The organism is Pseudomonas sp. Leaf15, assembly GCF_001421425.1.
GTDB lineage: Bacteria > Pseudomonadota > Gammaproteobacteria > Pseudomonadales > Pseudomonadaceae > Aquipseudomonas > Aquipseudomonas salomonii.
In genome coordinates this window covers 112210-138958 of record NZ_LMKI01000008.1, presented here as the reverse complement: position 1 = coordinate 138958, position 26749 = coordinate 112210, and the positions used below count along the sequence as shown (strand labels likewise).

The following is a 26749-nucleotide window of genomic DNA, read 5'->3' as shown; positions in this document are numbered from 1 at the left end:
TCGCCACAACAAACCTGCTTGCCACAGCAAGCTCACTCTCCACAGGATTAGTATCCATCCAGGCTATTTGCTTGACGTAAACGTCAACCTGCCTTTAGCTTAGCGCCAAGACCTTCTTGAGCGCCGCCATGAGCACGACCTACAGCATCTCCGACCTCGCCCGCGAGCTCGACATCACCACCCGCGCCATTCGTTTCTACGAAGAGCAAGGCCTGCTGGCCCCGGAGCGCCGGGGCCAGGAGCGCATCTACTCGGCGCGCGACAAGGTCAGCCTTAAGTTGATCCTGCGCGGCAAGCGCATCGGCTTCACCCTGGCCGAATGCCGTGAGCTGATCGAACTTTACGACCCCAGCAGCGGCAACCACATCCAGCTCAACAGCATGCTCGCGAAAATCGCCGAGCGCCGTGAGCAGCTTGAGCAACAGATGCTCGATATCGAACAGATGAAGCTGGAACTGGACACCGCCGAAGAGCGCTGCACCCAGGCGCTGGCGCAGACCATGAATCCGGTTGGCCCATAAACACAAGGTAGCTGCCCATGTCTCTCCCCTCTTTTGTGCGCCTGGTGGAAGTCGGCCCGCGCGACGGTTTGCAGAACGAAGCCCAACCGATCAGCGTGGCCGACAAGGTTCAACTAGTGGACGCGCTCAGCGCAGCCGGCTTGAGTTATATCGAAGTCGGCAGTTTTGTCTCGCCCAAATGGGTGCCGCAGATGGCCGGTTCCGCCGAGGTGTTTGCGCAGATCCAGCGCAAGCCCGGCGTGACCTACGGCGCGCTGGCGCCCAACCTGCGTGGCTTTGAAGATGCGCTGGCGGCCGGCGTGAAGGAGGTCGCGGTGTTTGCGGCGGCGTCCGAGGCGTTTTCCCAGCGCAATATCAACTGCTCCATCAGCGACAGCCTGGAGCGCTTTGCACCGATCATGGCCGCTGCCAGGCAGCACGGCATCAGCGTGCGCGGCTATGTGTCGTGTGTGTTGGGTTGCCCTTACGAAGGCCAGATTGCGCCGGAACAAGTCGCGGCAGTCGCCCGCGAACTGTACGCCATGGGCTGTTATGAAGTGTCGCTGGGCGACACCATCGGCACCGGTACGGCAGGCGCCACACGACGCTTGTTCGAAGTGGTCGGCGCGCAGGTGCCACGGGACAAGCTGGCCGGGCATTTTCATGACACCTATGGCCAGGCAATCGCGAATATCTACGCCAGCCTGCTTGAAGGCATCCAGGTATTCGACAGCTCTATTGCGGGCCTCGGCGGCTGCCCTTACGCCAAGGGCGCCAGCGGTAACGTCGCCACTGAAGACGTGGTGTACCTGCTCAATGGCCTGGGTATCGACATCGGCATCGATCTGGAGGCACTGATTCGTGCGGGCCAGCAGATCAGTCACGTGCTGGGTCGAGCGACGGGCTCGCGAGTCGCCAAGGCACGTAACGCCGGTTGAGTAGCTTAGCCGTGACAATGTGTTACCGCACGGCTACACATCGAGTAACACGGGAACATATTTTGCCGTATTTGCCGTAGGCAAAACACTACACAAAAATCAAACCATTGATTTTAAAGGATTTTTAAAAGTTGGCACGGCTCCTGCTATCTCTATGGCATAACAAGAATAAAAAGCGCCAAACCTAATAAAAATAAGACGAAACGACTCTGACATAACAAAAACAACACGGCAGAGACGCAGCTAACAGATTTTTTTGAAGAAGATGTGCTTCGCAGGGACGGCTTGCCGCAACCCGCAACCGGTTAGAGAAAAATAAAACTACCTCAGGTAGCTGCCACTGGTTGGATCAATACGAAGAAGCAGATCAGCGTTCAAAAAAATACGTTTGCTCTTGACCCCGGATGGGGGGTCGCACAAAACAGCGGTAAAGGGTAACGGTTGCCAAAAACAACAATAGACCGCCCCTCAATAATAAAAAAAGAGCACGCAACGACAAATTAAAGGGGACCTTCGGGTCCCCTTTGTGCTTTCTGTGTTTCAGCTATTTACCTGACATTCACTATTCAAACTGTGGGAGCTGTGCTGTCAGTTGGATTGGCTTCGCAGCTCCTCGATCGAAATTTCGCGCATGCGAAACTTCTGGATCTTGCCCGTCACCGTCATCGGAAACTCATCCACGAATTTGAAGTGCTTGGGCGTCTTGAAGTGCGCAATGCGGCCCTTGCACCAGGTTTGCAATTCCAGCTCGTTAGCGACATGGCCGGGGTGGAATTTGACCCAGGCGACAATCTCTTCGCCGTAACGCTCATCCGGGATGCCAATGATCTGCACATCGGCCACCGCCGGGTGGGTGAAGAAAAACTCCTCCAGTTCACGCGGGTACACGTTTTCACCGCCGCGAATGATCATGTCCTTGTTGCGCCCGGCGATGCACACGTAGCCGTGCTCATCCATGGTTGCGAGGTCGCCGGTGTGCATCCAGCCGGCGTCGTCGATGGCGTCGCGGGTGCCTTCGGGGTTGTTCCAGTAGCCCAGCATCACGCTGTAGCCACGGGTGCAGAGTTCGCCGATCTGGCCACGGGGCACGGTGTTGCCGGCCTCATCGATGATTTTGTTTTCAAGCTGCGGCTGGGTGCGGCCGACGGTGGTGACGCGCCGCTCCAGGTCGTCATCGGCGCCGGTCTGCAACGACACCGGACTGGTTTCGGTCATGCCGTAGGCAATCTGCACTTCGCCCATGTGCAACTCGCTGATGACCCGGCGCATCACTTCGATGGGGCACGTGGCGCCGGCCATGATGCCGGTACGCAAGGTGGCCAGGTCGAACTCGCCTCGGCGCGGGTGATCCAGCAGCGCAATAAACATGGTCGGCACGCCGTACAGGCCGGTGGCGCGTTCTTGCGCGACAGCTGTGAGCGTCAGCAGCGGGTCGAAACCGTCATTGGGGTAAATCATGGTGGTGCCGTGGGTGATGCAGCCGAGGTTGCCCATGACCATGCCGAAGCAGTGATACAGCGGCACCGGGATCACCAGGCGGTCCTGTGCGGTAAGGCCCAGGCTTTCGCCGACCATGTAACCGTTATTGAGGATGTTGTGGTGACTGAGGGTCGCGCCCTTGGGGAAGCCGGTGGTGCCGGAGGTGTACTGGATGTTGACGGCTTGATCGAAGTGCAGGCTGGCCTGACGACTATCAAGCTGCTCGGGCGGGATGCCGGCGCCGAGGGCCGCCAGCTGCGACCAGGGCATAAATCCCGTGGGCGGGCTGGGGTCCAGGCTGATGAGGCCGCGCACGTCGGGCTGCAGTTCCTGCAACATGGCGTGGTAATCGGAGCTTTTGAACGAACCGGCACACACCACCCATGCGCACCCGGACTGTTTGAGTACGTAGTCCAATTCGCTGCTGCGGTAGGCCGGGTTGATATTGACCAGGATCACCCCGAGCTTGGCACTGGCGATTTGGGTGATGCACCACTCGGCACAATTCGGCGCCCAGATGCCCAGGCGATCGCCGGTTTGCATGCCCAAAGCCATGAATGCGCGGGCATGCAAATCCACCGTTTCGGCCAACTCCCGCCAGGTGTAGCGGCGCTGTTGATGGCTCACCACCAAGGCTTCGCCATCGGGGTAGTGCGCCACGGTGTGATCGAAAGCCTGGCCGATGGTCATGGCCAGCAAGGTCTTGTCCTGGGAGCCACGGCTGTAGCTCGGATGCGGTTGATCCATAACGACCCCTGTTGTCTTTTTTGTAGGTTGACGTAAACGTAAACTACGATTGACAGCGCCGTAACGCAAGCTTACGTTAACGTAAAGGTGAGCGCCCTCCCCCGCGCCCCGCCCACACAACAACAAAGCTCACATTAAGGTGCCTGTCCATGAGTTACCCGTCCCTGAACTTCGCCCTCGGTGAAACCATCGACATGCTGCGCGACCAGGTGCAGTCGTTCGTGGCCAAGGAGATCGCGCCGCGCGCGGCCCAGATCGACATCGATAACCTGTTCCCCGCCGACCTGTGGCGCAAGTTCGGGGACATGGGCCTCCTGGGCATCACCGTGCCGGAAGAGTACGGCGGCGCCGGCCTGGGTTACCTGGCGCACGTGGTGAGCCTGGAAGAAATCAGCCGTGGTTCGGCGTCGGTGGCACTGTCCTACGGCGCGCACTCCAACTTGTGCGTCAACCAGATCAACCGCAACGGCAATCACGAGCAAAAACTCAAGTACTTGCCCAAGCTGATCAGCGGCGAACACGTCGGCGCCCTGGCCATGAGCGAGCCGAATGCCGGCTCCGACGTGGTCTCGATGAAACTGCGCGCCGACAAGCGCGGCGACCACTACGTGCTCAACGGCAGCAAGACCTGGATCACCAACGGCCCCGACGCCAACACCTACGTGATCTACGCCAAGACCGACCTGGAAAAAGGCGCTCACGGCATTACCGCGTTTATCGTCGAGCGCGACTCGAAAGGCTTCAGCCGCAGCAACAAGTTCGACAAGCTGGGCATGCGCGGCTCCAACACCTGCGAACTGTTTTTCGATGACGTCGAGGTGCCCGAAGAAAACATCCTCGGTGTGCTCAATGGCGGCGTCAAAGTGCTGATGAGCGGCCTGGACTACGAGCGCGTGGTGCTCTCGGGCGGCCCGACTGGGATCATGCAAGCGTGCATGGACCTGATCGTGCCCTACATCCACGACCGCAAGCAGTTCGGCCAGAGCATCGGCGAATTCCAGCTGATCCAGGGCAAGGTCGCCGACATGTACACCCAGCTCAACGCCAGCCGCGCTTACCTCTATGCCGTGGCCCAGGCCTGCGAACGCGGCGAAACCACACGCAAGGACGCCGCCGGGGTGATCCTCTACAGCGCCGAACGCGCCACGCAAATGGCCCTGGACGCGATCCAGATTCTCGGCGGCAATGGCTACATCAATGAATTCCCCGCCGGGCGCCTGCTGCGTGACGCCAAGCTGTACGAAATCGGTGCCGGCACCAGTGAGATTCGCCGGATGCTGATCGGTCGCGAACTCTTCAACGAAACCCGCTGAAGGAGCGCCCAATGGCCATCTTGCACACCCAGCTCAACCCGCGTTCAGCGGAGTTTGCCGACAACAGCGCGGCGATGCGCCAACAGGTCGACGCCCTGCACACCTTGCTCGCCCATGTGCAGCAAGGCGGCGGCGCCAAGGCTCAGGAGCGGCACACCTCGCGCGGCAAACTGTTGCCCCGTGAGCGCATCAACCGCTTGCTCGACCCTGGCTCACCGTTCCTCGAGCTCAGCCAGTTGGCGGCATATCAGGTGTACGGCGAAGACGTGCCGGCGGCCGGCGTGATCGCCGGGATCGGCCGTGTGGAGGGCGTGGAATGCATGATCGTCGCCAACGACGCCACGGTCAAAGGCGGCTCGTACTACCCGCTCACGGTAAAAAAACACCTGCGTGCCCAGACCATTGCCGAGCAAAACCGCCTGCCGTGCATTTACCTGGTGGACTCCGGTGGCGCCAACCTGCCGCGTCAGGACGAAGTATTCCCTGACCGTGAGCACTTCGGGCGGATCTTCTTCAACCAGGCCAACATGAGCGCCCAGGGCATCCCGCAAATCGCCGTGGTGATGGGCTCCTGCACCGCCGGTGGCGCCTACGTACCCGCCATGGCCGACGAAGCGATCATGGTGCGCCAGCAAGCCACCATCTTCCTCGCCGGGCCGCCGCTGGTAAAAGCGGCGACCGGTGAAGTGGTCAGTGCCGAAGACCTGGGCGGTGCCGATGTGCATTGCAAGATCTCCGGTGTGGCCGACCACTATGCCGACAGCGACGAACATGCGCTGGCCCTGGCCCGACGCAGCGTGGCCAACCTCAATTGGCGCAAGCTGGGTGAGTTAGTGCAACGCCCGCCAGTGGCGCCGTTGTACAGCAGCGAAGAGTTGTACGGCGTAATCCCGGCCGATGCCAAGCAACCATTTGATGTGCGCGAAGTCATCGCACGGCTGGTGGATGGCTCGGTGTTCGATGAGTTCAAGGCGCTGTTCGGCACTACACTGGTGTGTGGATTCGCACACTTGCACGGCTACCCGATCGCGATCCTGGCCAACAACGGCATTCTGTTCGCCGAAGCCGCGCAAAAAGGCGCGCACTTTATCGAACTGGCCTGCCAGCGCGGCATTCCGTTGCTGTTTTTGCAGAACATCACCGGTTTCATGGTCGGCCAGAAGTACGAAGCCGGTGGCATCGCCAAGCACGGCGCCAAGCTGGTCACGGCGGTGGCCTGCGCCAAGGTGCCCAAGTTCACGGTGATCATCGGCGGCAGCTTTGGTGCCGGTAACTACGGCATGTGCGGCCGCGCCTATGACCCGCGCTTTTTGTGGATGTGGCCGAATGCACGCATCGGCGTGATGGGTGCCGAACAGGCCGCCGGCGTGCTGGTGCAGGTCAAGCGCGAACAGGCCGAGCGCACGGGCAATGCGTTCAGCGCCGAAGAAGAAGCCGCGATCAAGCAGCCGATTCTCGACCAGTACGAAACCCAGGGCCACCCCTACTACTCCAGCGCACGCTTGTGGGATGACGGTGTGATTGACCCGCAGCAGACACGTGACGTGCTGGCGCTGGCGTTGTCCGCCGCGCTGAATGCCCCCATCGAGCCGAGCCGCTTCGGCGTGTTCCGCATGTAAATGGAGCTGTACCCCATGAGCGATTTCAACACCCTCGAACTGGTCACCGACAGCCGTGGTTTTGCCACGCTGTGGCTCAGTCGTGAAGCCAAGAACAACGCGTTCAATGCGCAGATGATCCGCGAATTGATCATCGCCCTCGACCAGGTGCAAGCCGATGCGTCCCTGCGTTTTTTAGTGCTGCGCGCACGTGGCAAGCACTTCAGCGCCGGTGCGGACCTGGCCTGGATGCAGCAATCGGCCGAGCTGGATTACCACACCAACCTGGACGACGCCCGCGAACTGGCCGAGTTGATGTACAACCTGGCCAAGCTGAAAATCCCCACCCTGGCGGTGGTGCAAGGCGCGGCGTACGGCGGCGCGCTGGGCTTGATCAGTTGCTGCGACATGGCCATTGGCGCGGATGACGCGCAGTTCTGCCTGTCGGAAGTGCGCATCGGCCTGGCCCCGGCGGTGATCAGCCCGTTCGTGGTGCAGGCCATCGGCGAGCGTGCCGCGCGGCGCTATGCGCTGACCGCCGAGCGTTTTGGCGGCCAGCGTGCGCGCGACATCGGCCTGCTGGCGGAAAGTTACCCGGCCACCGAATTGGATACGCAAGTGGAACTGTGGATCGCCAACCTGTTGCAAAACAGCCCGGCAGCCATGCGCGCCAGCAAGGATTTGCTGCGCGAAGTCGGCAACGGCGCCCTCACCCCGGCGCTGCGTCGGTATTGCGAAAATGCCATCGCACGGATTCGCGTCAGTGCCGAGGGCCAGGAAGGCTTGCGCGCGTTCCTGCAAAAACGCCCGCCCAGCTGGCAAGTGCAGGAGCCACGTTCATGAGCACACTGACCACTGTGCTGGTGGCCAACCGCGGCGAAATCGCCTGCAGGGTGATGCGCACCGCCAAAGCCATGGGTTTGACCACCGTGGCGGTCCACAGCGCCACCGACCGCGATGCACGCCATAGCCGCGAAGCGGATATTCGGGTCGACCTGGGCGGCAGCAAGGCCACCGACAGTTACCTGCAAATCGACAAACTGATCGCCGCCGCCCACGCCAGTGGCGCCCAGGCGATTCATCCGGGTTACGGCTTTCTGTCGGAGAACGCCGGCTTTGCCCGTGCGATTGAAGCCGCTGGCTTGATCTTCCTCGGCCCGCCCGCCTCGGCCATCGATGCCATGGGCAGCAAATCAGCGGCCAAGGCGTTGATGGAAACGGCTGGGGTGCCGCTGGTGCCGGGTTATCACGGCGCGGGGCAGGACCTGGAAACCTTCCGCGATGCCTGCGAACGTATCGGTTACCCGGTGCTGCTCAAGGCGACGGCAGGCGGCGGCGGCAAGGGCATGAAAGTGGTCGAGGACGTCAGCCAGTTGGCCGATGCCCTGGCCTCGGCCCAGCGTGAGGCGCTGTCGTCCTTTGGCAATGGGCAGATGCTGGTGGAGAAGTACCTGCTCAAGCCGCGCCACGTGGAGATCCAGGTGTTTGCCGACCAGCACGGCCATTGCCTGTACCTCAATGAGCGCGACTGCTCCATTCAACGTCGCCATCAAAAGGTGGTGGAAGAAGCCCCCGCACCAGGCTTGAGTGCCGAGCAGCGTAAAGCCATGGGTGAGGCTGCGGTGCGTGCGGCCCAGGCAATCGGCTATGTGGGCGCCGGCACTGTGGAGTTTTTGCTGGACGCGCGTGGCGAGTTCTTTTTCATGGAGATGAACACGCGGCTGCAGGTTGAGCATCCGGTGACCGAGGCGATTACCGGCCTTGATCTGGTGGCCTGGCAGATTCGTGTGGCTCAGGGCGAGCCGCTGCCGATCACTCAGGACCAGGTGCCGTTGGTGGGGCATGCGATTGAAGTGCGCTTGTATGCCGAAGACCCGGCCAATGATTTCCTGCCGGCCACCGGGCACCTGGCGCTGTACCGCGAGTCTGCGCCGGGGCCGGGCCGTCGCGTCGACAGCGGGGTCGCACAAGGCGACGACGTTTCGCCCTTCTATGACCCGATGCTCGGCAAGCTGATTGCCTGGGGCGAAGACCGCGAACAGGCGCGCTTGCGGTTGTTGAGTATGCTCGACGAGTTTGCAGTGGGCGGGATCAAGACCAACCTCGGCTTTTTGCGGCGCATCATCGGCCATCCGGCGTTTGCGGCGGCCGAACTCGATACCGGGTTTATTCCGCGCTATCAGGATGAGCTGCTGCCCGCACCGGGTGCTTTGAGCGATGAGTTCTGGCAGGCGGCCGGGTCGGCGCTTATGCAGAGCCTGCCCGCCGGTGATGGCCCGTGGGCGGATACCCGCGGTTTTCGTGCCGGGTTGCCCGCGCAAATATCGTTGCATTTGAGCTGCGCCGGGCAGGACCGGCTGGTGACATTGCAGGACGACGTCGCGCAGTTGCGTGGCGAACACTTGCTGATCGAACACCATGGCGTGCGCCGTGCTCATCTGGCGGTACGCAGCGAAGGCATCCTGTATCTGCGCTGGGACGGCCAGATGCAGGCCGTCAGCTTGTATGACCCGATTGCTGCAGTCGAGGCCAACCAGGCTCATCAGGGTGGCCTCACCGCGCCGATGAACGGCAGCATCGTGCGGGTGCCGGTGGAAGTCGGTCAACACGTGGAGGCCGGCACGCAGTTGGTGGTGCTGGAGGCCATGAAGATGGAGCACAGTATCCGCGCGCCCCACGCCGGGGTGGTCAAGGGTCTGTTTTGTCAGGAAGGCGAAATGGTCGCCGAAGGCAGCGCCTTGGTGGAGCTTGAAACCACGGACTAAAACTTCGCCGTGGCTTGCACCACGACCCCGAGGATTCGGCAAGCGTCGGTGAACAGCTGCTTGGGATACGTCGGGTTGAGCGGTACCAGGTAACGCTGGCCGCTCTCTTCCATCAACTGGCGAAAGGTTGCCTGGGGGCTGTCGGCCCACTGGGCGACCACCAGCTTGCCCGGTTCGGGCTCAATGGCCGGGTCCACCAGGATCATCATGCCCGCACCGATGCTCAAGCCACTGGGCGCGGTCATGGCGTCGCCCGTCACGGGCAGCCAGAAGGCATCACCCTGGGCGTGGTAATCGGTCAGTTCAAAACGTGGCGCGCCGTAGGTGGCGCGCTCTTCGCGGGTTTCGCAGAGGCTTTTCCAGTCGTTGACCGGGTAGCGGAAGTAGGGGTTGTAGTGTTGTTCCAGGGCCGCTACTTCGCCGGCTTTTTCGCGAATCTCCAGGGCGACTTCCAGGTAGCCCAGCCCCAGCTCGGCCAGCACCCGGTTCATGTCCGCCAGGCTTGGCACGCGGCGCTTGTTGAGCCAATTACCGACGCCGCCCTGGGACATGCCCAAGCGTTCGGCCAGTTCATCCTGCGTGACCTTGCGGTCTTTCATGTTGGCTTTGACCAACGCTATCCAGTTATCCATGGGGCCTGACCATACGTTGCGCAGTGGTCACGACAATAAACAGTTTGTAGTAATCCATCAAATGACATAAATACGATTCGTATTACTATCGGGTGCAGGTTTTCAACGTCCAGCCAGAGTAATCGCACTCATGATGACGCTCCCGAATCACCTGCCTTGCACGCCCGAAACCGACGAACTGCTGACCCTGCGCAGCAGCGGCGCCGCACAACGGGCACTCGACTATTACTTGAAAGAAGATGTGTCGGCGCCCACGCCTGACGTCGCATTTTTCGACATCAGGCCCGGCATCAGCCAGGAAGACGCCCTGGTGCACGCATCGGACCTGCTGCGTAGTGCGGCGGCGGCCGCCTATGAATCGGCAAGCAGCCGGCAAGGCAACCAGCGGGACCTGGCATTTTCGGTGGTGTATTTGATTGATATGGCCAAGGCGATGGTGGAGCAGGCATTGCAGATGCCCGCTGCCCAGGCGAACGCCTGACAGGCAACAAAGAAAAATATTTCTATCCCACGGATAAAAACATTTGACTTGCAAATGATAATGATTATTATTGGGACCAGCTGATCGCGAGATCAGTCGATAGACCAAGAGACCTTAGGTCGGACTCTTGGAATATCTCCTCATCAGGCTAATCACGGTTTTTGACCCGGCTCTTTGGCCGGGTCTTTTTTTTGCCAGTTTTTTTCTGGCGTGGCTTCAGGCTAATGAAGACTGTGTGTTGCTTGATGGCGCGCATGGTAGCAAAAGAGCATCGCCAAAAGAAAGTCGATAGAACGCTCTAGCCCGGATCTTTGCGAAATAGCGCTTGAGAATCAATCTCATAGATCCTAAGCTGCTGCTGCGTCAAGGACGACGCCCCCTCCCCCGTGCAACAATTTTGCAGCAAGATTTTGCCTCACTCCTGTGTAAGATATCCGCCACAACAATCATACGCAGGCAGCCAGACCATGACAGTGGCCTTGACCTCCATCAAGATCAGCACCGACTTCGACAGCGGCAACATCCAGGTCCTGGATGCCAGCGACGCTTACCAGTTGTTGCTGGCGATCAAACCCGATACCCGCAGCGCACACTTCCAATGGTTTCACTTCAAGGCCGAAGGCATGCATGTGGGCCACACCCACACCTTCCGGCTAAGCAACGCCGGCCATTCGTCGTACAAAAACGCATGGAGCGGCTACAACGCCGTGGCGTCCTACGACCACGTCAACTGGTTCCGTGTGCCCACGCGTTTCGATGGCGATACATTGCATATCAGCCTGGAGACCCGCGAGAAGCAAGCCTGGTTCGCCTACTTTGAACCCTACAGCCGTAAGCGTCACGACTGGTTGATCGAACAGGCCTTGAGCCGCGCCGGCACCCAGCTGCTCGCCACCGGTAAAAGCGCCGAGGGCCGAGATATCCAGCTGCTGCGCCGTGGCAAAGGGGGCGAAGGCCAGCGCAAGGTGTGGATCATCGCCCAGCAGCATCCCGGCGAACACATGGCTGAATGGTTTATGGAAGGCGTCATCGAGCGCCTGCAACAGGACGGTGATGCTGAGCTGAAAAAACTCCTGGCCGTCGCCGACCTTTACCTGATCCCCAACATGAACCCCGATGGCGCCTTTCACGGGCACCTGCGCACCAACGCCATGGGCCAGGACCTCAACCGTGCCTGGCAGAACGCCAGCGAGGCGCTCAGCCCGGAAGTGCTGTTCGCCCAGCAACAGATGGAAAAATACGGCGTCGACCTGTTTCTCGATATCCATGGCGACGAAGAAATCCCCTACGTCTTCACTGCCGGCTGCGAAGGCAACCCCGGTTACACCCCGCGTATCGAAGCGCTGGAAAAACACTTCCGCAGGCACTTGAGCGCCCTGACCCGCGACTTCCAGACCACCCACGGCTACACCCGCGACCTGCCGGGCGAAGCCAACATGACCCTGGCCTGTAATGCCGTTGGCCAGCAGTACGACTGCCTGTCGCTGACCCTGGAGATGCCCTTCAAGGACAACGACGACGCACCCAACCCGAAAACCGGTTGGTCCGGTGAGCGCTCCAAACAACTGGGCAAGGACGTGTTGAGCAGCGTGGCCGATATCGTCACCACCCTGCGCTGACCCGCCCTGCCCCCGGCATCAACCTTTGGTGCCGGTCATGCTTTGCAGCACACCGTCGCGCCGAATCAGCCCGTGGAACAGCGCCGCCGCCAGGTGCAACAGCACCGTCAGGAACAACAGGTAGGCCAGGTAGCCATGGGCCTTGCGCAGCACTGCAAACAACGGTGCATTGGCCGCGACCAATGCCGGCAACTGCACCGAACTGCTGAGCATCACCGGGTCACCGGCCGCCGAAATCATGGCCCAGCCCAGCAGCGGCAGCACCAGCATCAACGCATATAACACAACATGGGACGCCTTGGCGGCCAGCACTTGCCACAGTGGCAGGTCAGCCGGCAACGGCGGCTGACGCGTGGAAAAGCGCACCACCAGCCGCACGATCACCAACGCCAGAATCGCGATACCCAGTGGCTTGTGCAGATGAATCAGCCACTCGTGACGCTCCGACACCGACGCCGCCATGCCCGCGCCGATAAACAACATGGCAATGACCATCAACGCCATCAGCCAATGCAGCAGGCGAGCCAGAGGCGCGAAAAACCGTGGTTGGGCATTCATGGTTTCGACTCCTGAGGGGCACTGTGCAACGGGCTGACTTCGCCGGCGCGTCGTACGTAGGAACTGGCATAAGCCGCCGAGCGTGCAGCCAGCAGCGGGTCATTGGAGGCCTGGATACCGCTGGGCAGAATCAGCGGATCAAAGTTGATATCGCGGCAATCGCCGTCAGCCTGCGCTTGGCTGCTTTGCAGCACCAGGGTGCCGGCGTTGAGCACCTTGTGCTCGCCGGCCCAGGCTTTGCTGGCATCGTCCAGCGGATCATCCGGGTTGGCCAGGGTGATGTTCAGCTGCCAACGCAGCGGCCCGGAAGCCAGACGCTGCACCAGGTCTTTTTCGAGAAAATCAGCGCCGGATGGCGCGGTGGCACCGGCCGCATCCTGGCTCTGTGGCACCACGCCCCAACGTACCGCCTGACGCTGGCCATCGGCGTTTACCAGGTAAAAAGCATTGATGCCGTTATAGGTTTCAGTCGCGTAACTGGCCGATGGCTTGGCAGTCTTGACCCAGGCCAGGAACGGCGCTGTCTCCGGGTGCGCGGCAAAAAACGCCGGCATGCTGGCCGGGTTCGGTTTGCCGGTGGCCGGGTCGGGCGCACCGGCCTTGAGCATCTGGTAAAACGCCTCAGGCGTGCCCACCGGGAACACCGGCATGCTGTTCATCCCCGTGCGCCATTGCTGGCCGTTGGCCTGGCTGAACTGCAAGGCGAAACTGCGGATCGGCACACTGCTGTCCGGCGCGTAGGGGTTGCCGCTGGGCAAGGCGAACCGGCCGATCACCGGGGTCTTCGCTTCGCTGAACACTTGGGCATTCGAGTACGTGCGCGCCTCGGGGCTGCTCTCGAAATAACCGGCCACACACACGCCTTTGGCATGGTTACGCCGAAACCCTGGGTGCACGCCGTTATTGGTTTCCAGGGCATTGACCAGGGTTTTGGGGCGCAGGCGCTGTGGGTCCAGCGTGCCGTTGACGTAGGCAAATGCCCCGGCAGCAACCGCCACGACCGCACCAATACACGCCAGCCTGATGAGCAAACTAAGGGTGCTGAGGGGCGCACGTGGCGGCGATGAGTGATCTACCATGAAAAACTCCAGGGCACGGGGCCACAAGGAAAGTGAACTATGAGACGAGTCCCACGTAGGTCTATTCCCTTTTCACTGTAGTTTTTTTCAGAGCAGATGCGCCGCGAACCGAGCGCTCTTTTACTTCGCGTTGAACACTGCCGGGCGTTTGTTCAGAAACGCCTGCATGCCCTCCTGCTGATCAGGCGTCGCGAACAACTGGTGAAACAGCCGGCGCTCCAGGCGCACGCCATCGTGCAGCCCCAGTTCCAAGGCCTGCTCAACCGCCTCCCGCGCCGCTCGCGTGGCGGTGCGCGAGAACCCGGCGATCTGCGCAGCCACCAGCAGTGTCTGCGTCAGCAAATCCGCCGTCGGGTACACACGTGACACCAACCCCGCCTGTTCCGCCTCTTGAGCCGTCATCGGCCGACCGGTCAACACCATGTCCATGGTCTTGGCCTTGCCGATCAGCCCGGTCAGCCGCTGGGTCGCGCCCATGCCGGGGATAACCCCCAGCTTGATTTCCGGCTAGGCGAACGTCGCCGTATCGGCGGCAAAAATCATGTCGCACATCATCGCCAGTTCACAACCGCCGCCAAACGCGTAGCCGCCCACTGCAGCAATGGTTGGCGTGCGCAGGCGGGTGAAGGCTTCCCAGCCGACGAAGTAGTCCTCGTTAAGCATGTCCAGGTAAGACTTTGCGCTCATCTCCTTGATATCGGCCCCGGCGGCAAAGTACTCGGGCGTACCGGTGATGACAAAACAGCCGACCTGCGGGTCCTGGTCCAGCGCTTCCAGACGGTTGATCAACTCCGTCATCAGTGCCGAACTCAGCGCATTCTTGACCTGCGGGCGATTAAGCCTGACCAGCACTACCCGGCCATGACGTTCTACTACTAGATTCATAAACACCTCTGCTGATTAATCTCGAGCCTCAATGACGCGGTGTCAGGAATCCCAGATCGCGCCATACGCCGGTATGCCGCGGGCTTCCATCTCGTGCACCACACGCTGGGTCAACGCTTGGTTGGCAATACAGATCACTGCTTCCGCACCGAAGGTTTGCACAGCGCCGTAGGCCAACTGCACCAGGTCCGGCTTGCCGCGTTCATCGGTATCCCAGATCAATGCGCCGGGTTGCGCCCGCAGGATTTCGTCGACCAGCTCATCGCCATAGGTCTTGCGCGGGCTGCGGGTGGACCAGATCAACTGGATCGGCACCTGAGCGGCAAGCAAATGCGGCATCACCGGGCCGATACCGCTGCCAGTGGCGATGTACACCACGGACTTGAACAAGGTTTCGACATTGGCGACGCCCGCCGTGGTGATGCCCTTGACCCAGACATGGCTGGGCAAGTCTTCGATGAAGCGCCCGGTCCAGTCGCCGGCGCGGGAAATGATCAGGCGAAAACCCGCCTCGCCCGGCGCGGGGATATTGGCAAATGAATGCCACTCCAGCAGAGGGTGGCGACTGATCGCGGTGGAGGAACCCGCGAAGGGCGTGGTGTGGCTAAAGCGCGTGATGACCGCATGCCCGGAAGGCCGGATATGTTCAATGGCGACCTTGCGCAGGCGCAACCACGGCAAGATGATGCTCAGCGTCAGCAGCACCAGCATCCAGAATGACCCACTGTATAACAGGCGGGTCGAGGTTTCGCTGGAGGCCAGTAACGTCAGCGCCCAGAACACCAGCAGCGCGCTCCAGCCGGCGAACCGATGGACCCGCTCGAAGCCATTGTGAAATCGGTTGCGAATCCACGGCTGGGCCATGATGACCATCAACAGCAACAGGCCGAGCAACACACCAGTGAGCCCCATCCAGGCTGGCGACACGCTGTCGGGCTGACGCAGATAACGTGCGACCTGAATACCGACCATCGCCATGAACCAGGCGGTCGCCGCCAGGGCCGCGCCACTGTGCAACCCGCCAAAGTGGTAGACCTTGGCCGCACTGCGGCGCACGCGCAAAGGCCAGGTGACAGGCACGCGGGTGGCCAGCCAGAACAGCGCATTGACCAGGTATTGCTGGCGAATCAGGATCGCCAGCGACAGGTTGATCAACACCAGGTTCGAAAGCCCTTCCACCGTAACGGCATGGAAATCGACAGCCAGCAGCGCAAACGCCGCATTAACCATCAACACCAGCGCTGCCAGGCGGTTGTAGTAGGAAAACGCTGGCAGTGAGGTCCAGCGACGCCACAGTGCCGGCTTGGGCGGCACAACGGTCCGGGTCAATGCATCAATCATGCTGGGCCACCTCGGCTGCGATTGCCTGTTGCAGCAGCACGGCCTTGTCGATCTTGCCCCTGGCGGTCAGCGGAAAATGCTCCACCGCGTAGATGGAGGTCGGCACGCAGTAGTAGGCCAGGCGCTCCTGGCAACGGGCTCGGCACGATTCAACATCCGCACTGGCAGGCGAGACGAAAGCCACCAGGGTGCGGCTGTCCAACTTCAATGTGACCGCCCGCATGCAGCCATAGCCAGCCTCCAGAGCGGTGGACACCGCGTCCAGTTCCACCCTGAAGCCACGCACCTTCACCTGGTCATCGACGCGCCCCAAGTGCTCCAACTGACCATCAGCGGTCCAGCGCCCCAAGTCCCGCGTGCGAAACATCATGGCGTCCCCGCCCATAAAGGGGTCTGGGCGATAACGCGCCTGGGTCAGCGCAGCGTTGTTCAAGTAACCGCTCGTGACTCCGACGCCACCGGCCCACATTTCACCAGTTTCACCCAGCTCACAGGCACGGCCGTGCTCGTCGAGCACATACACGGTGTTATTCGGCGTCGGTTTGCCGATGGTCAACAACGTACCAGGCACATGCCGGTGCAACGTGTTGACGATGGTGGTCTCGGTCGGTCCGCAGCCATTGTAGAAGGTGCAATGCTCGGCCCAACGGTCGGCCAGTACCTGGGAACAGGGCTCGCCCGCGACGGCGACCACTTGGAGGTCAGGACATTGCGCGGGGTCAAGGTTCGCCAGTATCGAGGGGGTGGCGATCAGCACGTGGCACTGCGCAGCGGTTTGCGCGATGTCTTTATCGCGAATCAGCAGGGTCGCGCCATGGACCAGGCAACCGAGGATTTCCCAGGCCGCCATATCAAAGCCGATGTTGAGGATTTGCCCCACGTTACGGCCCGGTGCCATGCCCATCTGACCCGGCTGCGTGAGCAAGATGTTGCAGACGTTGCGGTGGCTGACACACACGCCGTTGGGCCGCCCGGTCGTGCCGGAAGTGAACAGCACGAAGCAGAGGTCATCGGTGTCGCCGGCAGCGAATACAGCGGTGTTGTCCTCGGCGATAAAGGGTTCTTCGGCGAGGAAGCTGTCCAGGCACAGGCTGCGCGGGGCCGCATCGGCCGGCAGGTGATCGGCCAGGTTCGACAGGGTCAGAATCACTGGGCTGGTCAACGCTTCCAGGACCATGCCCAATTGCAGCGTCGGCACGATTCGGGCGTCTTGAGGCACATACGCGGCGCCCACCTTCAACACCGCCAACAGCCCGACCAGCATGGGAATCGAACGCTCGACGAACAGCCCCACGGTGTCACCGCGCTTAACGCCCAGCTCAACCAGGCACATCGCCAATCGATTGGCCTGACGGTTGAGTTGTTCATAACTGATGCGCTGTCCTGCCCACACCGCAGCGATGGCCTGGGGCGTCAACGCCGCTTGCATTTCGACCGCATGGTGCACACTGCCATAGGCAGGCTTGGCCCAAGGGCCACAGCCCCATTGCTCGAACACCACGCGTTGAGCAGCAGGCAAATGAGCCAAAGCGGCTCGGGAGAAGAACTGTTTGTCGGTTGGAGAAAATGTCATGCACACACCCTCATCAATGAACTGCGCGAAATTGTTCGCAGCGGTTACGAGGATTGATTGAGCGGTGGGATCGGTATTACAGGTCCGCATACAGAGCAGATAGCCCCCACAAGAAGGCCCATTTTTCTTACAGCCCCTGATGGAATAAGCTACGTTGGCTGGCGTCTTCCTCTGCACAACCGACCAGAATTCACGCCCATGCACGCGCTCGACGAACCGTTACGTGAACTCATCCCCAGGCTGCGGCGCTTTGCCGTGTCGCTGACGCGTAACGCCAGCAGCGCCGACGACCTGGTGCAGTCCACGCTGGAACGGGCGATCATCAGTTGGGCCGACAAACGCCTGGAAGGCGACCTGCGTGCCTGGCTGTTCTCGATCCTCTACCGCCAGTTCCTCGACGCCCACCGGCGCAGCCGGCGTTATGCACGCATGCTCGAATTCTTCACCGGCCGTGACGATGCGCAACCTTCAGTGGAGCGCACGGTGATCGCCCAATCGACCCTGCACGCCTTCGACCAACTCAACACCGAGCAACGGGCACTGCTGCTGTGGGTGTCGGTCGAGGGTTTAAGTTACAAGGAAGTCGCCGAGATCCTGGCGGTGCCGGTGGGCACCGTGATGTCGCGCCTGTCCCGTGCGCGCCAGGCCTTGCGTCAACTCAGCGAAGGCGAAATTACCAGCCCTGCCCTGCGGATACTCAAATGATCAGCCTGCCCCCCAGCGAACGCGATTTGCATGCCTATGTCGATCACCAACTGCCGGAGAGCGACCGCCGCGTGCTTGAAACGTGGCTGGCCGCCCATCCTGAAATGGCCGCCCAGGTGCACGCCTGGCAACAGGATGCCCACGCCCTGCGCGCGGCCTTGAGCGGGACCTTGCAGCAGCCGGCCAACCCCGACCTCGACCCGGCGCTGATTCGCCAACGCATTCGGCATCAATCGCGCCGCCACCTGGCCAGCGCCGCCGTGCTGCTGATCGCAGTCGGCCTCGGCGGCCTTGGCGGTTGGCACGCCCGCGAAGCGACCCAACCGCCGATATTGCCGATGGCCGATGCCATGCAGGCATTCCGCCTGTTTGCCCAGGACGGCATCATGCCCGCCGACTTCAACACCGAAGACGGCGGCACTATGCAAGCCTGGCTGGATCGCTATTTCAACCAGGCCCATCGCCTGCCCGATCTGAGCCAGGCCGGTTTCAAGCCGGTGAGCGGGCGCCTGCTCACCACTGAACAAGGTGCGGCGGCGATGGTGTTGTATGAGGATCCGCAAGGCCATCGCATCAGCTTCTACATCCGCCCGCCGGGACCGGAAAACGGCTTCCTGCCGCGTGGCAGCCGCAGCGCCGATGGGCTGCAGGCCGATTACTGGTCCGATGGCGGGTACAACTATGCGATGGTCAGCCCGGTGGATCAGGGGGCGACGCACTTGCTCAAGTTCTAGAAGATCCAAACCGGCTTTTGTGGGAGCGGGCTTGCTCGCGAAAGCGGTGGGTCAGTCAATTCGTCTGTCACTGATACACCGCATTCGCGGGCAAGCCCGCTCCCACACTTTGATCGCGTGGGCCTTCAACGGACGCTGTACTAGAAGCCCACATCCAGCACCACATTATCAATGTAGGTGCCGCCCGGCGGCGTGGTTTGGTCGGTGTAGATCTTGGCGTTGTAGTTGAACACCTGGCTGCCGGTGCCCAAGCCGTTGCCGGGGTTGATCTCGGCCGAGGAACTGGCCCGCCGCGCGGCGCCCACACTGCCCCAGCGTGTAGTACCGGCACTCATAAAGATGTCGTAGGCGAGGAAGTTGCTGCCGGAAATCATCCGCCGCCGCCCGCCCACGCTCACCGGGTTCTGCCCATCGCTGAGGCCGACGGTGTACGCGCTGCCCTTGGTACAGGCCACGCTGGCCTGGCCGTTGACGGTGGCGAAGGCGCTGACCACCGGCGCACTGCCAAAGGCAATCGGTGGCGTGGTGATCTGGCAGTCGTTGACCACCGTCATGCTGACGTTCACGGTGGTGGTGCCGTTATTGATCTCACGGCCCAGGCAGACCCCGCCAATGCCGATGCCCGAGCAATAGTTCCAGTTCCAGAAAATACTCAGGGTCTCGCTGTACACCCCCGACGCCACGTTGCTGCCAAGGGTGGTGGCGAAGTACAGCGGCACGACTTTGGTGCCCGGCCCGAACACAAGGCCAAGGGCGGCGGCAATGCCGCCACTGCCGCCAAAATCGAAGGCGGTGCCACGTGTCATCGGGAACGCCGTGGTGTTGTTGGCATAGATCGTATAGTTGATCACATCACCGGTCGGCCCCACCAGGCCACCTTGGGGCGAACCACTGACGGTCGCGTAAAAATGGTCATTGGAGGTCAACACCGACAATACCGCCGGCGTGCAGCTGAAGCCGGCATTGGTGGTCGAACTGGGCTGGGAGGTGGTGCGCACGGTCATCGAACTCACCGTCGTGCCAAAGCTGGCCGGTACGCTGGCCACCACCGAACACACGGCCTGTACCTGCGCCGACACGCCCAGGCTTGCCAGCAACACGCCCCGCAACAGCCATTCCTTGACCCGCACACGCACACTCCTTATGTCATTGGCACACCAGTGGCCCGATCAGTGGCACCTGGGCCTGGGTGGTATCGAGTTCGAACCTTGCCTGGCAGGTCTGGCCGTCGCCCAAGGTGACTTGCAAGGTGTTATGGGCGGCCAGGTTTTCCAGGTACACCAGGCCGTCCCACCCCACCACCGCCTGCGCGCCGCTTTGCTCATGCCGCACCTGGCTGCCCAGGGGCAAATCCTGGTGCCGGGCGTCGACCAAGGTGATGCTCGCCGCGCTCACCTGGCGCACCGGGAACTCCAGCAAGTAGCCACTGCCACGGCGCACGGCCACCCGTTGCTCGACGTTGGGCACCTGCACGTTGGATGGCAGGTTCAGTGGGTCGATATCATATTTGGCGCGGTAGTAAGCACTGGTCCACGGCACCAGCAAGTGCCCGTTGCGGTCGGTTTCGCCCACCACCTGGTTCTCGTAGCGCACCGGCACCCCACTGACCCCATCGGTGCTCACCACCACAAACGCATCGTTGACGCGGTTGGCGGCGAACACTCGATTGTCCATCCACACCAGCGAGCCACTGGCGTCGGCCCAACGGGTTTCGGCGTCGCTGCTGCCGTACACGCCGGCCTGCAACTGCACCGACTGCAGGCGCCAGGTCAGGTCGGCCTGGCGATAAGCCGGCCCGTCACCACTGGCATAACCCAGGTTGAAGCCCACGCCGCCCTCGGCCGGCACGGCTCGGCTGTAGTTGACCCGCTGCAGGCTCTCGCCGGTTTCACTGCGCTCGGTGCCCACGCTGAGGCTGCCGTACACGTCGAACGGCACCACCACCTGCGCTTGCACCGCCCAGTTGCTATCACCCACTTCACGGTTGGCCGACAGGTAAAAACTGCTGTTGCGCCACAGCGGCTTGCTCCAGGTCAGGTTCACCAGGCGGGTGCGCGAATCATCCGCCGCCTGCACATCGAAATAGCCGACGCCCAGGCTGCCGAAATTATTCAGGTTCAGGCTCAAGGTCGCCTGCTGGCTGCGCTTGCTGAGGCTGGCGTAGGGCGTGTCGATCAGGCTCAAGTCGGCGTATTGCTCACGGCGCTCGACCCGTTGATACGACAGGCTGTAGCGCTGGTTGCTGTATTGGTAGCCCAGGCTCAGTTGCTGACCGGTCCGGCCGTCGTACTGGCTTTGGCTGACGGCGGTATTGAGCACGCCGAAGTGACCCACCCGCAGGTTGCCGCCCACACCGCCCAGGGTCAGGTCATTGGCGGCTTCGGCATGGCTTTCGAGGGTAAACGCGTCGGAAATCCCATAACGAAAGGTGCCGCTGGCCACGCCAGGGCCATAGCCGAAATCGCGCAAGGTGTAGTCGCGACGCAAATTACCTGCCCCCACCGAGAAGTCCGATAAGCCCTTTTGCAGCAAAGTACTGGTGACATAGAACGGCACCGAGGTCGACACCTGCCGGCCCAGCGCATCGGTGGTGACCACCACCGCCTCGCCGGCGCCGTTGATAAACGGCACGTTGGTCAGGGTGTACGGCCCCGGCTGCAGGTCGGCGCTGCTGGATTTATAGCCATTGATAAACAGGTCCACCGAAGACGGCACCGCCGCCTCGCCGGCGAACTGCGGCAGCGGGTAGGTGACCAGATCCGGGCGCACACCAAAGTCGCGCGACACCTGCACACCGCCCAGGCGCACTGAAGTGCTCCAGGGCAAGGCGCCGCTGATCACGTCGCCCGCTTCATAGGTCAGCAGGCGTTCATCGTCGGAGAACCGCCAGGTGGTGTCATAGCGCCGATAGCCGTTGTACAGGTTGCTGCCGGCGGTTTCCCGGCCAATGGTGGTGCGGTATTGGCCGGTGTTGGACAACGTGCCCCAGGTATCGAATAGCCGCACTTCGTTGAAGATACCGAGGTAGGTGCCCGCATCGTCGGTGTCGTTCAGGTAGGCGTCATAGTTGAGCAACGCGCCGAAACTGGTCAGCGCCTGGGTGCGGGGGTAGTTGTTGCGGCTGCCGATAAATTGCTCCGGCAGCCAGGCCGGCGGCACGCTCAGTATCAGGCGCTGGCCCTGGCTGTCGTAATCGGTGTGCAGGCCGGGAAAGCTCTCCAGCGCAACCTCGCCCGGCACGTCGCCAGGCAGCTTCACGCCGACTTCCTGCAACACCGACGCAGGCAAAAACAACTGCCCGGCACGTTGATTGACGGCGACCACACGGCCGGTGTCCATCTGGTTGACCACCAGTTCCAGGAACAACTGCGCATCGGCAACAGCCTCCATACTGCTGGGCGGGGGCGGCAACGGCGCAGCGAAGCCCGGCGGCGCCGGCACCAAGCCAGACAAACCGCCCACCACCCACACCGATCGCCAAAGACATCGAGCCCGATCCTGGCTCACCAAGGCTTTGTGTCCATCAATGGACATCTCCATCCGTTGTTAACACCAGGGCCTATTCCATGCCCTGCCACACTGAGTCAGCGTTTCGGTGCGAGGTTCTCCACGTGCGTTGCCCCATTGATGCGCACCTGCAACGGCTGATCGGCCGGCAAACCGTCCGGCACCGGCCAGCGCATGGTCGCGCCCGGCAGCACGTAACCCATCAAGCCCTCCACCAGAGGCCGCGGCTGGCCGCCCTGCTTGAACGTGGCATCGGTGAGGCGCGCATGCACGGCGCCCTGGTTGCGCATCTCGACGTAGTTGCGCCCGCCCACGGTGACTTTTTTCCAGCTTAAATCCGGCTTGCCGGCGGTGTTCGGGTCGCGGTCTCGGGTGCCGTCGACCTTGCTCCACAGGCCCGGGCCGTAGGCAAACAACGGCACCGAATAGCGCATCTGGAAGCGGATAGCAGCGGCCGTCTTGCCATCCGCCGGCGCTGGTGGCGGCGTGGCCGAAGGGATCTCATCGATGATGATGCGATACGCCAGCTCCTGGCCTGGCGGCACGTCTTTGGTTCGGGTCAGGCGCACCAATTGCTTTTGCCCAGGCTCGATTTTCGCCACCGGCGGGCTGCCAATCACATCGCGCTGGTTCTGGTATTGCTCGTCAAAACCACTCTGGGTCCAGGCAAACACGCGGATCTGCAAATTGGCGGTCTCGGTGCCGCGGTTCTCCAGCCACAGCGCGCTGGCCTGTTGGTCGGCTTCCAGCACCGGGTCGATCGGCCAGATCAGCACCGAGCTGGCCGCCTGGGCCTGCCCTGCCGCCAACAGCAACAACCCGCTCAAACCCGCTGCCCACCCGTACCGGGAAGCTGCACACATAGATCTCACTCCTTATACCGATCGCCTTACCACGACAGCTGCACCTGCAACGTGTCGCTGTACGTCCCCCCAGGCTGGTTACCCGGTAGTTGCACTCGCCCATAAATCGGCAAGGTGATGTTGTTGGCATTGCTGTAGGCCACGCTCACGCTTTGGCTGATGCCCAGACTCTGGCTGAACGCCGCGTCCCGAAACAGTTGATAAGCCACTTGGGCGGTGCCGCTATTGAGCTGCATCCGCCGTCCGTTGCTGTTATGCAAGCCGCCATCGACACTCATGCTCAGCGCCACCCCCGGCGTGCATTGCAGGGTCACGCCGCCCGCCAGCGCGACAGACGCCGTACTGGTGGCCAACGCCGAATAGGTGCCGAACGCCAGGCTGCCGTAATTGCTGGCGCCGCCGACCACCAGGCACCCTGGCGTAATCGTCGCGCTGACCTGGAACGACTGGCTGGTCACCGCCAACAGCGACAGCGGCATTCCCCAGCCGATGCACACCGCCAACGCCGCCCATCCTGAACGCCCCATGGCCTTTAGAACGTCAGGGTCACGTTAACCGTGTCGGTGTAAGTACCGGCCGGCAAGCCCGCCTTGCCATTGGCCTTGCCGTAGATATTCACGGCCTGGGCCACACCGGTGCTCGGCGCCAGGTTGATCACCCCGCCGATGGCCAGCAGCGTCGAGTGGCCGCTGTCGGTGTAGAGGTCATACGGAACGTAATTGGCCACCCCGTCATACAGCGCGCGGCCACCGCCCACGGACTGGCCATCGTGGGCACCGGCAGACACCGTCAACGTCGGTGACGTACCCGCCGAACACAGGATCGACAACGCCCCGCCACCGCCGCCCAGCACCTGGCCGTCGGCTTCGGTGAACAGGCTGTTGGCGGTACCGAAGTTCAAGTTACCGAAGCTCATACCGCCGGTGGCTACGGCGCCGTTGACCTGGCAGCTGCTGGTGAGCACCAGGGTCGCGCTGACAGTACCGGCCACCGTCGCCGCCTGTGCGCCCGACACCCACGCCAACGCCATCAATGGGAAAACCGCCTTTGCTATACATGCATGCATGATGTCCATCCTCATGGTTTACCAATCCAGAGTCACCGTCAGGGTGTCTGTGTAGATGCCGGCCGGTAAGGCCCTGGTATTCGCCACCACCGAGCCGAATACCGGGATCGGTACTTGTGTGCCCTTGGTCACGACGAAATTACGTTGCTCGCCAATGCTGTAGCTGCGTCGGCCGAGCGGGTCAGCCGAGAGTTGATAGGGAATGGTCTGGCGCCCGTTACTCAGGCGTCTTGTCGTGCCGTCACCATGGGCGCCGCCGTCGATGGTCACTGTGAAGCTGCTGACCACCGAGGGGTTGCAGGACACCGACAGCGGCGCCTTGCTGCCATCGGTAACGCCCGCGCCCAAGGGGTTGCTCCACGTCGGGCCCTGGGTGCCGAAATCCAGCAACGCGCTGCCGCCGGCGGGGCTCACCGGCGCGCTCTCGATGTCTTTGCTCACCTGGCAACTGGCGGTGATCACCAGCCGTGCGTGGATCTGCCCGGCAACGGCCGCCTGGGCGTCATCGGCCAGCAGCAACAGCCCGCCCATGGCCGCCAGGGCCCAGCTGCGGCTCACCATGTGACGGTGACCTTGAGCAGGTCGGTGTAGCGCCCCACCGCCGGAATATCCTTGAGCGGCTCGATGCGCCCATACAACGGCAGGTCGACACTGCCGGAGTCCGGCACACGCCCACTCAGCGGCTCGTTGACCGGCAAGGCAATACGCCGCGCGGCGTCGGCATAGATACGATAGGGAATCGGTTTGCTCGAAGGCGTCGCGGCGCTCAGATAGCGCACTTCGCCGGTGCCGCCATGCAGGCCGCCGTCAACGCGCAGTTGGTAAGGGGTGTCGGGGTTACATTCCAGACGCGGCTGGTGCTGGCTGATCAGCGCCGCACTCAAGGGCCCGGCCGGGTCATCCAGACGCGGGCCGCTGCCGAAATCCAATACGCCAAGTTGCTCGATGCCCGCACTGCGGGTGGTGCCCACCAGTTGGCAGCCCCGCTGCACGTCGATGCGCACCTCCACCTGGAGTTGCGCAGCGTAAATCGTGCTGCAGAGCATCGTGCCCATGACTGCCAAAACGCCTCGTCCCTTCACGGCCCCAAATCCTTTTACAGGGGTGACTGCTCTGTAAGAGGTTAGCCACAAAGAACGAAACTGCCAGTCTGGACCGGGCGGCAGGCGTAACATGCCTTTTCGAGATAGCTGGGGGCGCCGTTCTGTATTGGTCAAATCGACGTGAGCGCCCTAAAGTGGGCAACCACCGAAATACAGAGTGACGTGCATTGGCTGTGCTTTCCCTGATTCAGCGTCTGCTGGGCAAAAAAACCGCGCTGGCGGGCGCCTCGCCTATCCCGGCGTTCTTTGAAAACAAGGCCCGAGACCAGGGCTATACCCTCAGCGCCGGCCAAACCCGAGCGATTGCTGCGCTCGCCCGCGAGACCCGGCACCTGCTCGCCGGGCAGCCCACGCGCAGCCTGTACCTGCACGGCCCGGTGGGGCGTGGCAAAAGCTGGCTGCTCGATGGGTTTTTCCAGGCGCTGCCGATTGCGCAAAAGCAACGCGTGCACTTCCACACATTTTTCACCCGCCTGCACCAAGGCATGTTCCAGCACCGTGAACAGGATGACGCCCTGGGCGTGACGCTGGACGAGCTGCTGGCCGATTGCCGGGTGCTGTGTTTCGACGAATTTCACGTCCACGATATCGGCGATGCCATGCTCATCAGCCGCCTGTTCCAGGCCTTGTTCCAGCGTGGCGTGCTGGTGCTGGTAACCTCTAATTATGCCCCCGAGGGCCTGCTGCCCAACCCGCTGTACCACGAGCGCTTCAAGCCGGTGATCGACTTGATTGCCACGCGCATGCAGGTGCTGGAAGTCAGCTCCCCCGAGGATTTTCGCAGCTTGCCCCAGGCCCATGCCGAGCAGCGCTTCACCGGCGGCCAGTATGTATGGCCGGGTAACGCCGCCCAGCGCGAAGCCCTCGGGCTGCCCGCCACGCCTGGCCCGGCGCAAACCCTGAAGGTCGGCAACCGCCAATTGCTCTGCCGCAGCCATCAGGCGCGCAGCATTCTGTTCACCTTCAACGACCTGTGTGAACAGCTCACCGCCGTGATGGATTACCTGTTGTTGTGCGAGGAATTCGACCACTGGATCATCGACGGCCTGCCCTTCTTGGCCGAATGCCCGATCGCTGTGCAACAGCGCTTTATCAACCTGGTGGACGTGCTCTACGACCAGGACAAACGCCTGACCCTGATCGGCCAGCACCCCTTGGCCCGCGCCCTGGAAGGCCAGGCCATCGACCTTGCCCGCACCGCCAGCCGGCTGAACCAATTACATACGGTGTGCCCGCAACCCGCGCCCGACCCGGTATCATGAG

At 62.1% G+C, this 26749-nt stretch carries 24 protein-coding genes and 1 pseudogene; 11 read left to right on the top strand and 14 right to left on the bottom strand.

Annotated features, from left to right (window positions below; genetic code table 11):
* Positions 1 to 128 precede the first annotated feature (128 nt).
* Positions 129 to 521 (top strand): MerR family transcriptional regulator, encoded by a 393-nt coding sequence (locus ASE80_RS08290; RefSeq protein ID WP_056858484.1) that lies wholly within the window; start codon positions 129 to 131, stop codon positions 519 to 521.
* A gap of 17 nt (positions 522 to 538) precedes the next feature.
* On the top strand, positions 539 to 1438 hold the full coding sequence (locus ASE80_RS08285; RefSeq protein WP_056858483.1) for a hydroxymethylglutaryl-CoA lyase: 900 nt from the start codon (positions 539 to 541) through the stop codon (positions 1436 to 1438).
* Between the two features lie 588 nt (positions 1439 to 2026).
* Here ASE80_RS08285 and ASE80_RS08280 read toward each other — a convergent pair.
* Complete coding sequence (locus ASE80_RS08280) at positions 2027 to 3664, bottom strand: AMP-binding protein (protein ID WP_056858482.1); 1638 nt, start codon at positions 3662 to 3664, stop codon at positions 2027 to 2029.
* A 149-nt stretch (positions 3665 to 3813) separates the two neighbouring features.
* On the opposite strand from ASE80_RS08280, the gene ASE80_RS08275 reads away from it, so the two are divergent.
* From ASE80_RS08275 to ASE80_RS08260, 4 genes are read left to right on the top strand one after another with little or no spacing between them, the layout of a single operon-like run.
* Positions 3814 to 4977: an isovaleryl-CoA dehydrogenase gene (locus ASE80_RS08275; protein ID WP_056858481.1), complete on the top strand. Its 1164-nt coding sequence runs from the start codon at positions 3814 to 3816 to the stop codon at positions 4975 to 4977.
* 11 nt (positions 4978 to 4988) lie between these two features.
* Positions 4989 to 6596 carry a carboxyl transferase domain-containing protein gene (locus tag ASE80_RS08270; RefSeq protein ID WP_056858480.1) on the top strand — a complete coding sequence of 536 codons (1608 nt, stop codon included), beginning with the start codon at positions 4989 to 4991 and terminating at the stop codon, positions 6594 to 6596.
* Positions 6597 to 6611: 15 nt separating this feature from the next.
* Complete coding sequence (locus ASE80_RS08265) at positions 6612 to 7418, top strand: gamma-carboxygeranoyl-CoA hydratase (RefSeq protein WP_056858479.1); 807 nt, start codon at positions 6612 to 6614, stop codon at positions 7416 to 7418.
* Positions 7415 to 9340: an acetyl/propionyl/methylcrotonyl-CoA carboxylase subunit alpha gene (locus tag ASE80_RS08260; RefSeq protein WP_056858478.1), complete on the top strand. Its 1926-nt coding sequence runs from the start codon at positions 7415 to 7417 to the stop codon at positions 9338 to 9340. Before ASE80_RS08265 ends, ASE80_RS08260 begins: the two co-directional genes overlap by 4 nt.
* Here ASE80_RS08260 and ASE80_RS08255 read toward each other — a convergent pair.
* Complete coding sequence (locus ASE80_RS08255; RefSeq protein ID WP_056858477.1) at positions 9337 to 9972, bottom strand: LexA family protein; 636 nt, start codon at positions 9970 to 9972, stop codon at positions 9337 to 9339. The two genes, ASE80_RS08260 and ASE80_RS08255, sit on opposite strands and share 4 nt — an antisense overlap.
* Positions 9973 to 10102: 130 nt before the next feature.
* Between ASE80_RS08255 and ASE80_RS08250 the strand changes: the two genes are divergently transcribed.
* Together ASE80_RS08250 and ASE80_RS08245 are read left to right on the top strand one after the other, a co-directional pair.
* Entirely contained in the window at positions 10103 to 10453 is a 351-nt protein-coding gene (locus ASE80_RS08250; protein ID WP_056858476.1) for a DUF6124 family protein, read from the top strand.
* Between the two features lie 467 nt (positions 10454 to 10920).
* Positions 10921 to 12072, top strand: a complete 1152-nt coding sequence (locus ASE80_RS08245) for a M14 family metallopeptidase (RefSeq protein WP_056858475.1) — start codon at positions 10921 to 10923, stop codon at positions 12070 to 12072.
* Positions 12073 to 12090: 18 nt separating this feature from the next.
* On the opposite strand, the gene ASE80_RS08240 is transcribed toward ASE80_RS08245, so the two are convergent.
* The 5 genes and pseudogenes from ASE80_RS08240 to ASE80_RS08220 all read right to left on the bottom strand — a co-directional run bounded on the left by ASE80_RS08240 (position 12091) and on the right by ASE80_RS08220 (position 17508).
* Positions 12091 to 12630 carry a cytochrome b gene (locus tag ASE80_RS08240; RefSeq protein ID WP_056858474.1) on the bottom strand — a complete coding sequence of 180 codons (540 nt, stop codon included), beginning with the start codon at positions 12628 to 12630 and terminating at the stop codon, positions 12091 to 12093.
* A complete protein-coding gene (locus tag ASE80_RS08235; RefSeq protein ID WP_056858473.1) occupies positions 12627 to 13709 on the bottom strand; it encodes a catalase family peroxidase in 1083 nt (360 codons plus the stop codon). Before ASE80_RS08235 ends, ASE80_RS08240 begins: the two co-directional genes overlap by 4 nt.
* Positions 13710 to 13829: 120 nt before the next feature.
* Positions 13830 to 14594, bottom strand: a pseudogene (locus tag ASE80_RS08230) (enoyl-CoA hydratase-related protein).
* Positions 14595 to 14636: 42 nt separating this feature from the next.
* Positions 14637 to 15935 carry a hypothetical protein gene (locus tag ASE80_RS08225; protein ID WP_056858472.1) on the bottom strand — a complete coding sequence of 433 codons (1299 nt, stop codon included), beginning with the start codon at positions 15933 to 15935 and terminating at the stop codon, positions 14637 to 14639.
* Positions 15928 to 17508, bottom strand: coding sequence for an amino acid adenylation domain-containing protein (locus tag ASE80_RS08220; protein ID WP_056858471.1), 1581 nt, complete (start codon positions 17506 to 17508; stop codon positions 15928 to 15930). The genes ASE80_RS08225 and ASE80_RS08220 overlap by 8 nt, the downstream gene beginning before the upstream one ends.
* Before the next feature lie 198 nt (positions 17509 to 17706).
* On the opposite strand from ASE80_RS08220, the gene ASE80_RS08215 reads away from it, so the two are divergent.
* Both ASE80_RS08215 and ASE80_RS08210 read left to right on the top strand, forming a co-directional pair.
* Entirely contained in the window at positions 17707 to 18213 is a 507-nt protein-coding gene (locus ASE80_RS08215; protein WP_056858470.1) for an RNA polymerase sigma factor, read from the top strand.
* Positions 18210 to 18947, top strand: a complete 738-nt coding sequence (locus ASE80_RS08210; protein ID WP_056858469.1) for an anti-sigma factor family protein — start codon at positions 18210 to 18212, stop codon at positions 18945 to 18947. Before ASE80_RS08215 ends, ASE80_RS08210 begins: the two co-directional genes overlap by 4 nt.
* Before the next feature lie 140 nt (positions 18948 to 19087).
* On the opposite strand, the gene ASE80_RS08205 is transcribed toward ASE80_RS08210, so the two are convergent.
* From ASE80_RS08205 to ASE80_RS08175, 7 genes are read right to left on the bottom strand one after another with little or no spacing between them, the layout of a single operon-like run.
* Entirely contained in the window at positions 19088 to 20083 is a 996-nt protein-coding gene (locus tag ASE80_RS08205; RefSeq protein ID WP_056858468.1) for a Csu type fimbrial protein, read from the bottom strand.
* 10 nt (positions 20084 to 20093) lie between these two features.
* Positions 20094 to 22487: a fimbria/pilus outer membrane usher protein gene (locus ASE80_RS08200; protein WP_056858467.1), complete on the bottom strand. Its 2394-nt coding sequence runs from the start codon at positions 22485 to 22487 to the stop codon at positions 20094 to 20096.
* A 44-nt stretch (positions 22488 to 22531) separates the two neighbouring features.
* Positions 22532 to 23317 carry a fimbrial biogenesis chaperone gene (locus ASE80_RS08195; protein ID WP_056858466.1) on the bottom strand — a complete coding sequence of 262 codons (786 nt, stop codon included), beginning with the start codon at positions 23315 to 23317 and terminating at the stop codon, positions 22532 to 22534.
* A 26-nt stretch (positions 23318 to 23343) separates the two neighbouring features.
* Positions 23344 to 23844 (bottom strand): Csu type fimbrial protein, encoded by a 501-nt coding sequence (locus tag ASE80_RS08190; protein WP_056858465.1) that lies wholly within the window; start codon positions 23842 to 23844, stop codon positions 23344 to 23346.
* Positions 23845 to 23849: 5 nt separating this feature from the next.
* Positions 23850 to 24383, bottom strand: a complete 534-nt coding sequence (locus tag ASE80_RS08185; RefSeq protein WP_056858544.1) for a Csu type fimbrial protein — start codon at positions 24381 to 24383, stop codon at positions 23850 to 23852.
* A gap of 18 nt (positions 24384 to 24401) precedes the next feature.
* On the bottom strand, positions 24402 to 24944 hold the full coding sequence (locus ASE80_RS08180) for a Csu type fimbrial protein (protein WP_056858464.1): 543 nt from the start codon (positions 24942 to 24944) through the stop codon (positions 24402 to 24404).
* Positions 24938 to 25438, bottom strand: coding sequence for a Csu type fimbrial protein (locus ASE80_RS08175; RefSeq protein ID WP_442962898.1), 501 nt, complete (start codon positions 25436 to 25438; stop codon positions 24938 to 24940). The genes ASE80_RS08180 and ASE80_RS08175 overlap by 7 nt, the downstream gene beginning before the upstream one ends.
* A 215-nt stretch (positions 25439 to 25653) precedes the next feature.
* Between ASE80_RS08175 and zapE the strand changes: the two genes are divergently transcribed.
* Complete coding sequence (gene zapE, locus ASE80_RS08170; RefSeq protein WP_056858462.1) at positions 25654 to 26748, top strand: cell division protein ZapE; 1095 nt, start codon at positions 25654 to 25656, stop codon at positions 26746 to 26748.
* Position 26749 lies beyond the last annotated feature (1 nt).

What these genes read in the sequence shown, in the direction of transcription:
- ASE80_RS08290 (WP_056858484.1), top strand. Translation starts at nt 129, where the DNA reads ATGAGCACGACCTACAGCATCTCCGACCTCGCCCGCGAGCTCGACATC.
- ASE80_RS08285 (WP_056858483.1), top strand. Translation starts at nt 539, where the DNA reads ATGTCTCTCCCCTCTTTTGTGCGCCTGGTGGAAGTCGGCCCGCGCGAC.
- ASE80_RS08280 (WP_056858482.1), bottom strand. Translation starts at nt 3,664, where the DNA reads ATGGATCAACCGCATCCGAGCTACAGCCGTGGCTCCCAGGACAAGACC.
- ASE80_RS08275 (WP_056858481.1), top strand. Translation starts at nt 3,814, where the DNA reads ATGAGTTACCCGTCCCTGAACTTCGCCCTCGGTGAAACCATCGACATG.
- ASE80_RS08270 (WP_056858480.1), top strand. Translation starts at nt 4,989, where the DNA reads ATGGCCATCTTGCACACCCAGCTCAACCCGCGTTCAGCGGAGTTTGCC.
- ASE80_RS08265 (WP_056858479.1), top strand. Translation starts at nt 6,612, where the DNA reads ATGAGCGATTTCAACACCCTCGAACTGGTCACCGACAGCCGTGGTTTT.
- ASE80_RS08260 (WP_056858478.1), top strand. Translation starts at nt 7,415, where the DNA reads ATGAGCACACTGACCACTGTGCTGGTGGCCAACCGCGGCGAAATCGCC.
- ASE80_RS08255 (WP_056858477.1), bottom strand. Translation starts at nt 9,972, where the DNA reads ATGGATAACTGGATAGCGTTGGTCAAAGCCAACATGAAAGACCGCAAG.
- ASE80_RS08250 (WP_056858476.1), top strand. Translation starts at nt 10,103, where the DNA reads ATGATGACGCTCCCGAATCACCTGCCTTGCACGCCCGAAACCGACGAA.
- ASE80_RS08245 (WP_056858475.1), top strand. Translation starts at nt 10,921, where the DNA reads ATGACAGTGGCCTTGACCTCCATCAAGATCAGCACCGACTTCGACAGC.
- ASE80_RS08240 (WP_056858474.1), bottom strand. Translation starts at nt 12,630, where the DNA reads ATGAATGCCCAACCACGGTTTTTCGCGCCTCTGGCTCGCCTGCTGCAT.
- ASE80_RS08235 (WP_056858473.1), bottom strand. Translation starts at nt 13,709, where the DNA reads ATGGTAGATCACTCATCGCCGCCACGTGCGCCCCTCAGCACCCTTAGT.
- ASE80_RS08225 (WP_056858472.1), bottom strand. Translation starts at nt 15,935, where the DNA reads ATGATTGATGCATTGACCCGGACCGTTGTGCCGCCCAAGCCGGCACTG.
- ASE80_RS08220 (WP_056858471.1), bottom strand. Translation starts at nt 17,508, where the DNA reads ATGACATTTTCTCCAACCGACAAACAGTTCTTCTCCCGAGCCGCTTTG.
- ASE80_RS08215 (WP_056858470.1), top strand. Translation starts at nt 17,707, where the DNA reads ATGCACGCGCTCGACGAACCGTTACGTGAACTCATCCCCAGGCTGCGG.
- ASE80_RS08210 (WP_056858469.1), top strand. Translation starts at nt 18,210, where the DNA reads ATGATCAGCCTGCCCCCCAGCGAACGCGATTTGCATGCCTATGTCGAT.
- ASE80_RS08200 (WP_056858467.1), bottom strand. Translation starts at nt 22,487, where the DNA reads ATGGAGATGTCCATTGATGGACACAAAGCCTTGGTGAGCCAGGATCGG.
- ASE80_RS08195 (WP_056858466.1), bottom strand. Translation starts at nt 23,317, where the DNA reads ATGTGTGCAGCTTCCCGGTACGGGTGGGCAGCGGGTTTGAGCGGGTTG.
- ASE80_RS08190 (WP_056858465.1), bottom strand. Translation starts at nt 23,844, where the DNA reads ATGGGGCGTTCAGGATGGGCGGCGTTGGCGGTGTGCATCGGCTGGGGA.
- ASE80_RS08185 (WP_056858544.1), bottom strand. Translation starts at nt 24,383, where the DNA reads ATGCATGCATGTATAGCAAAGGCGGTTTTCCCATTGATGGCGTTGGCG.
- ASE80_RS08180 (WP_056858464.1), bottom strand. Translation starts at nt 24,944, where the DNA reads ATGGTGAGCCGCAGCTGGGCCCTGGCGGCCATGGGCGGGCTGTTGCTG.
- ASE80_RS08175 (WP_442962898.1), bottom strand. Translation starts at nt 25,438, where the DNA reads ATGGGCACGATGCTCTGCAGCACGATTTACGCTGCGCAACTCCAGGTG.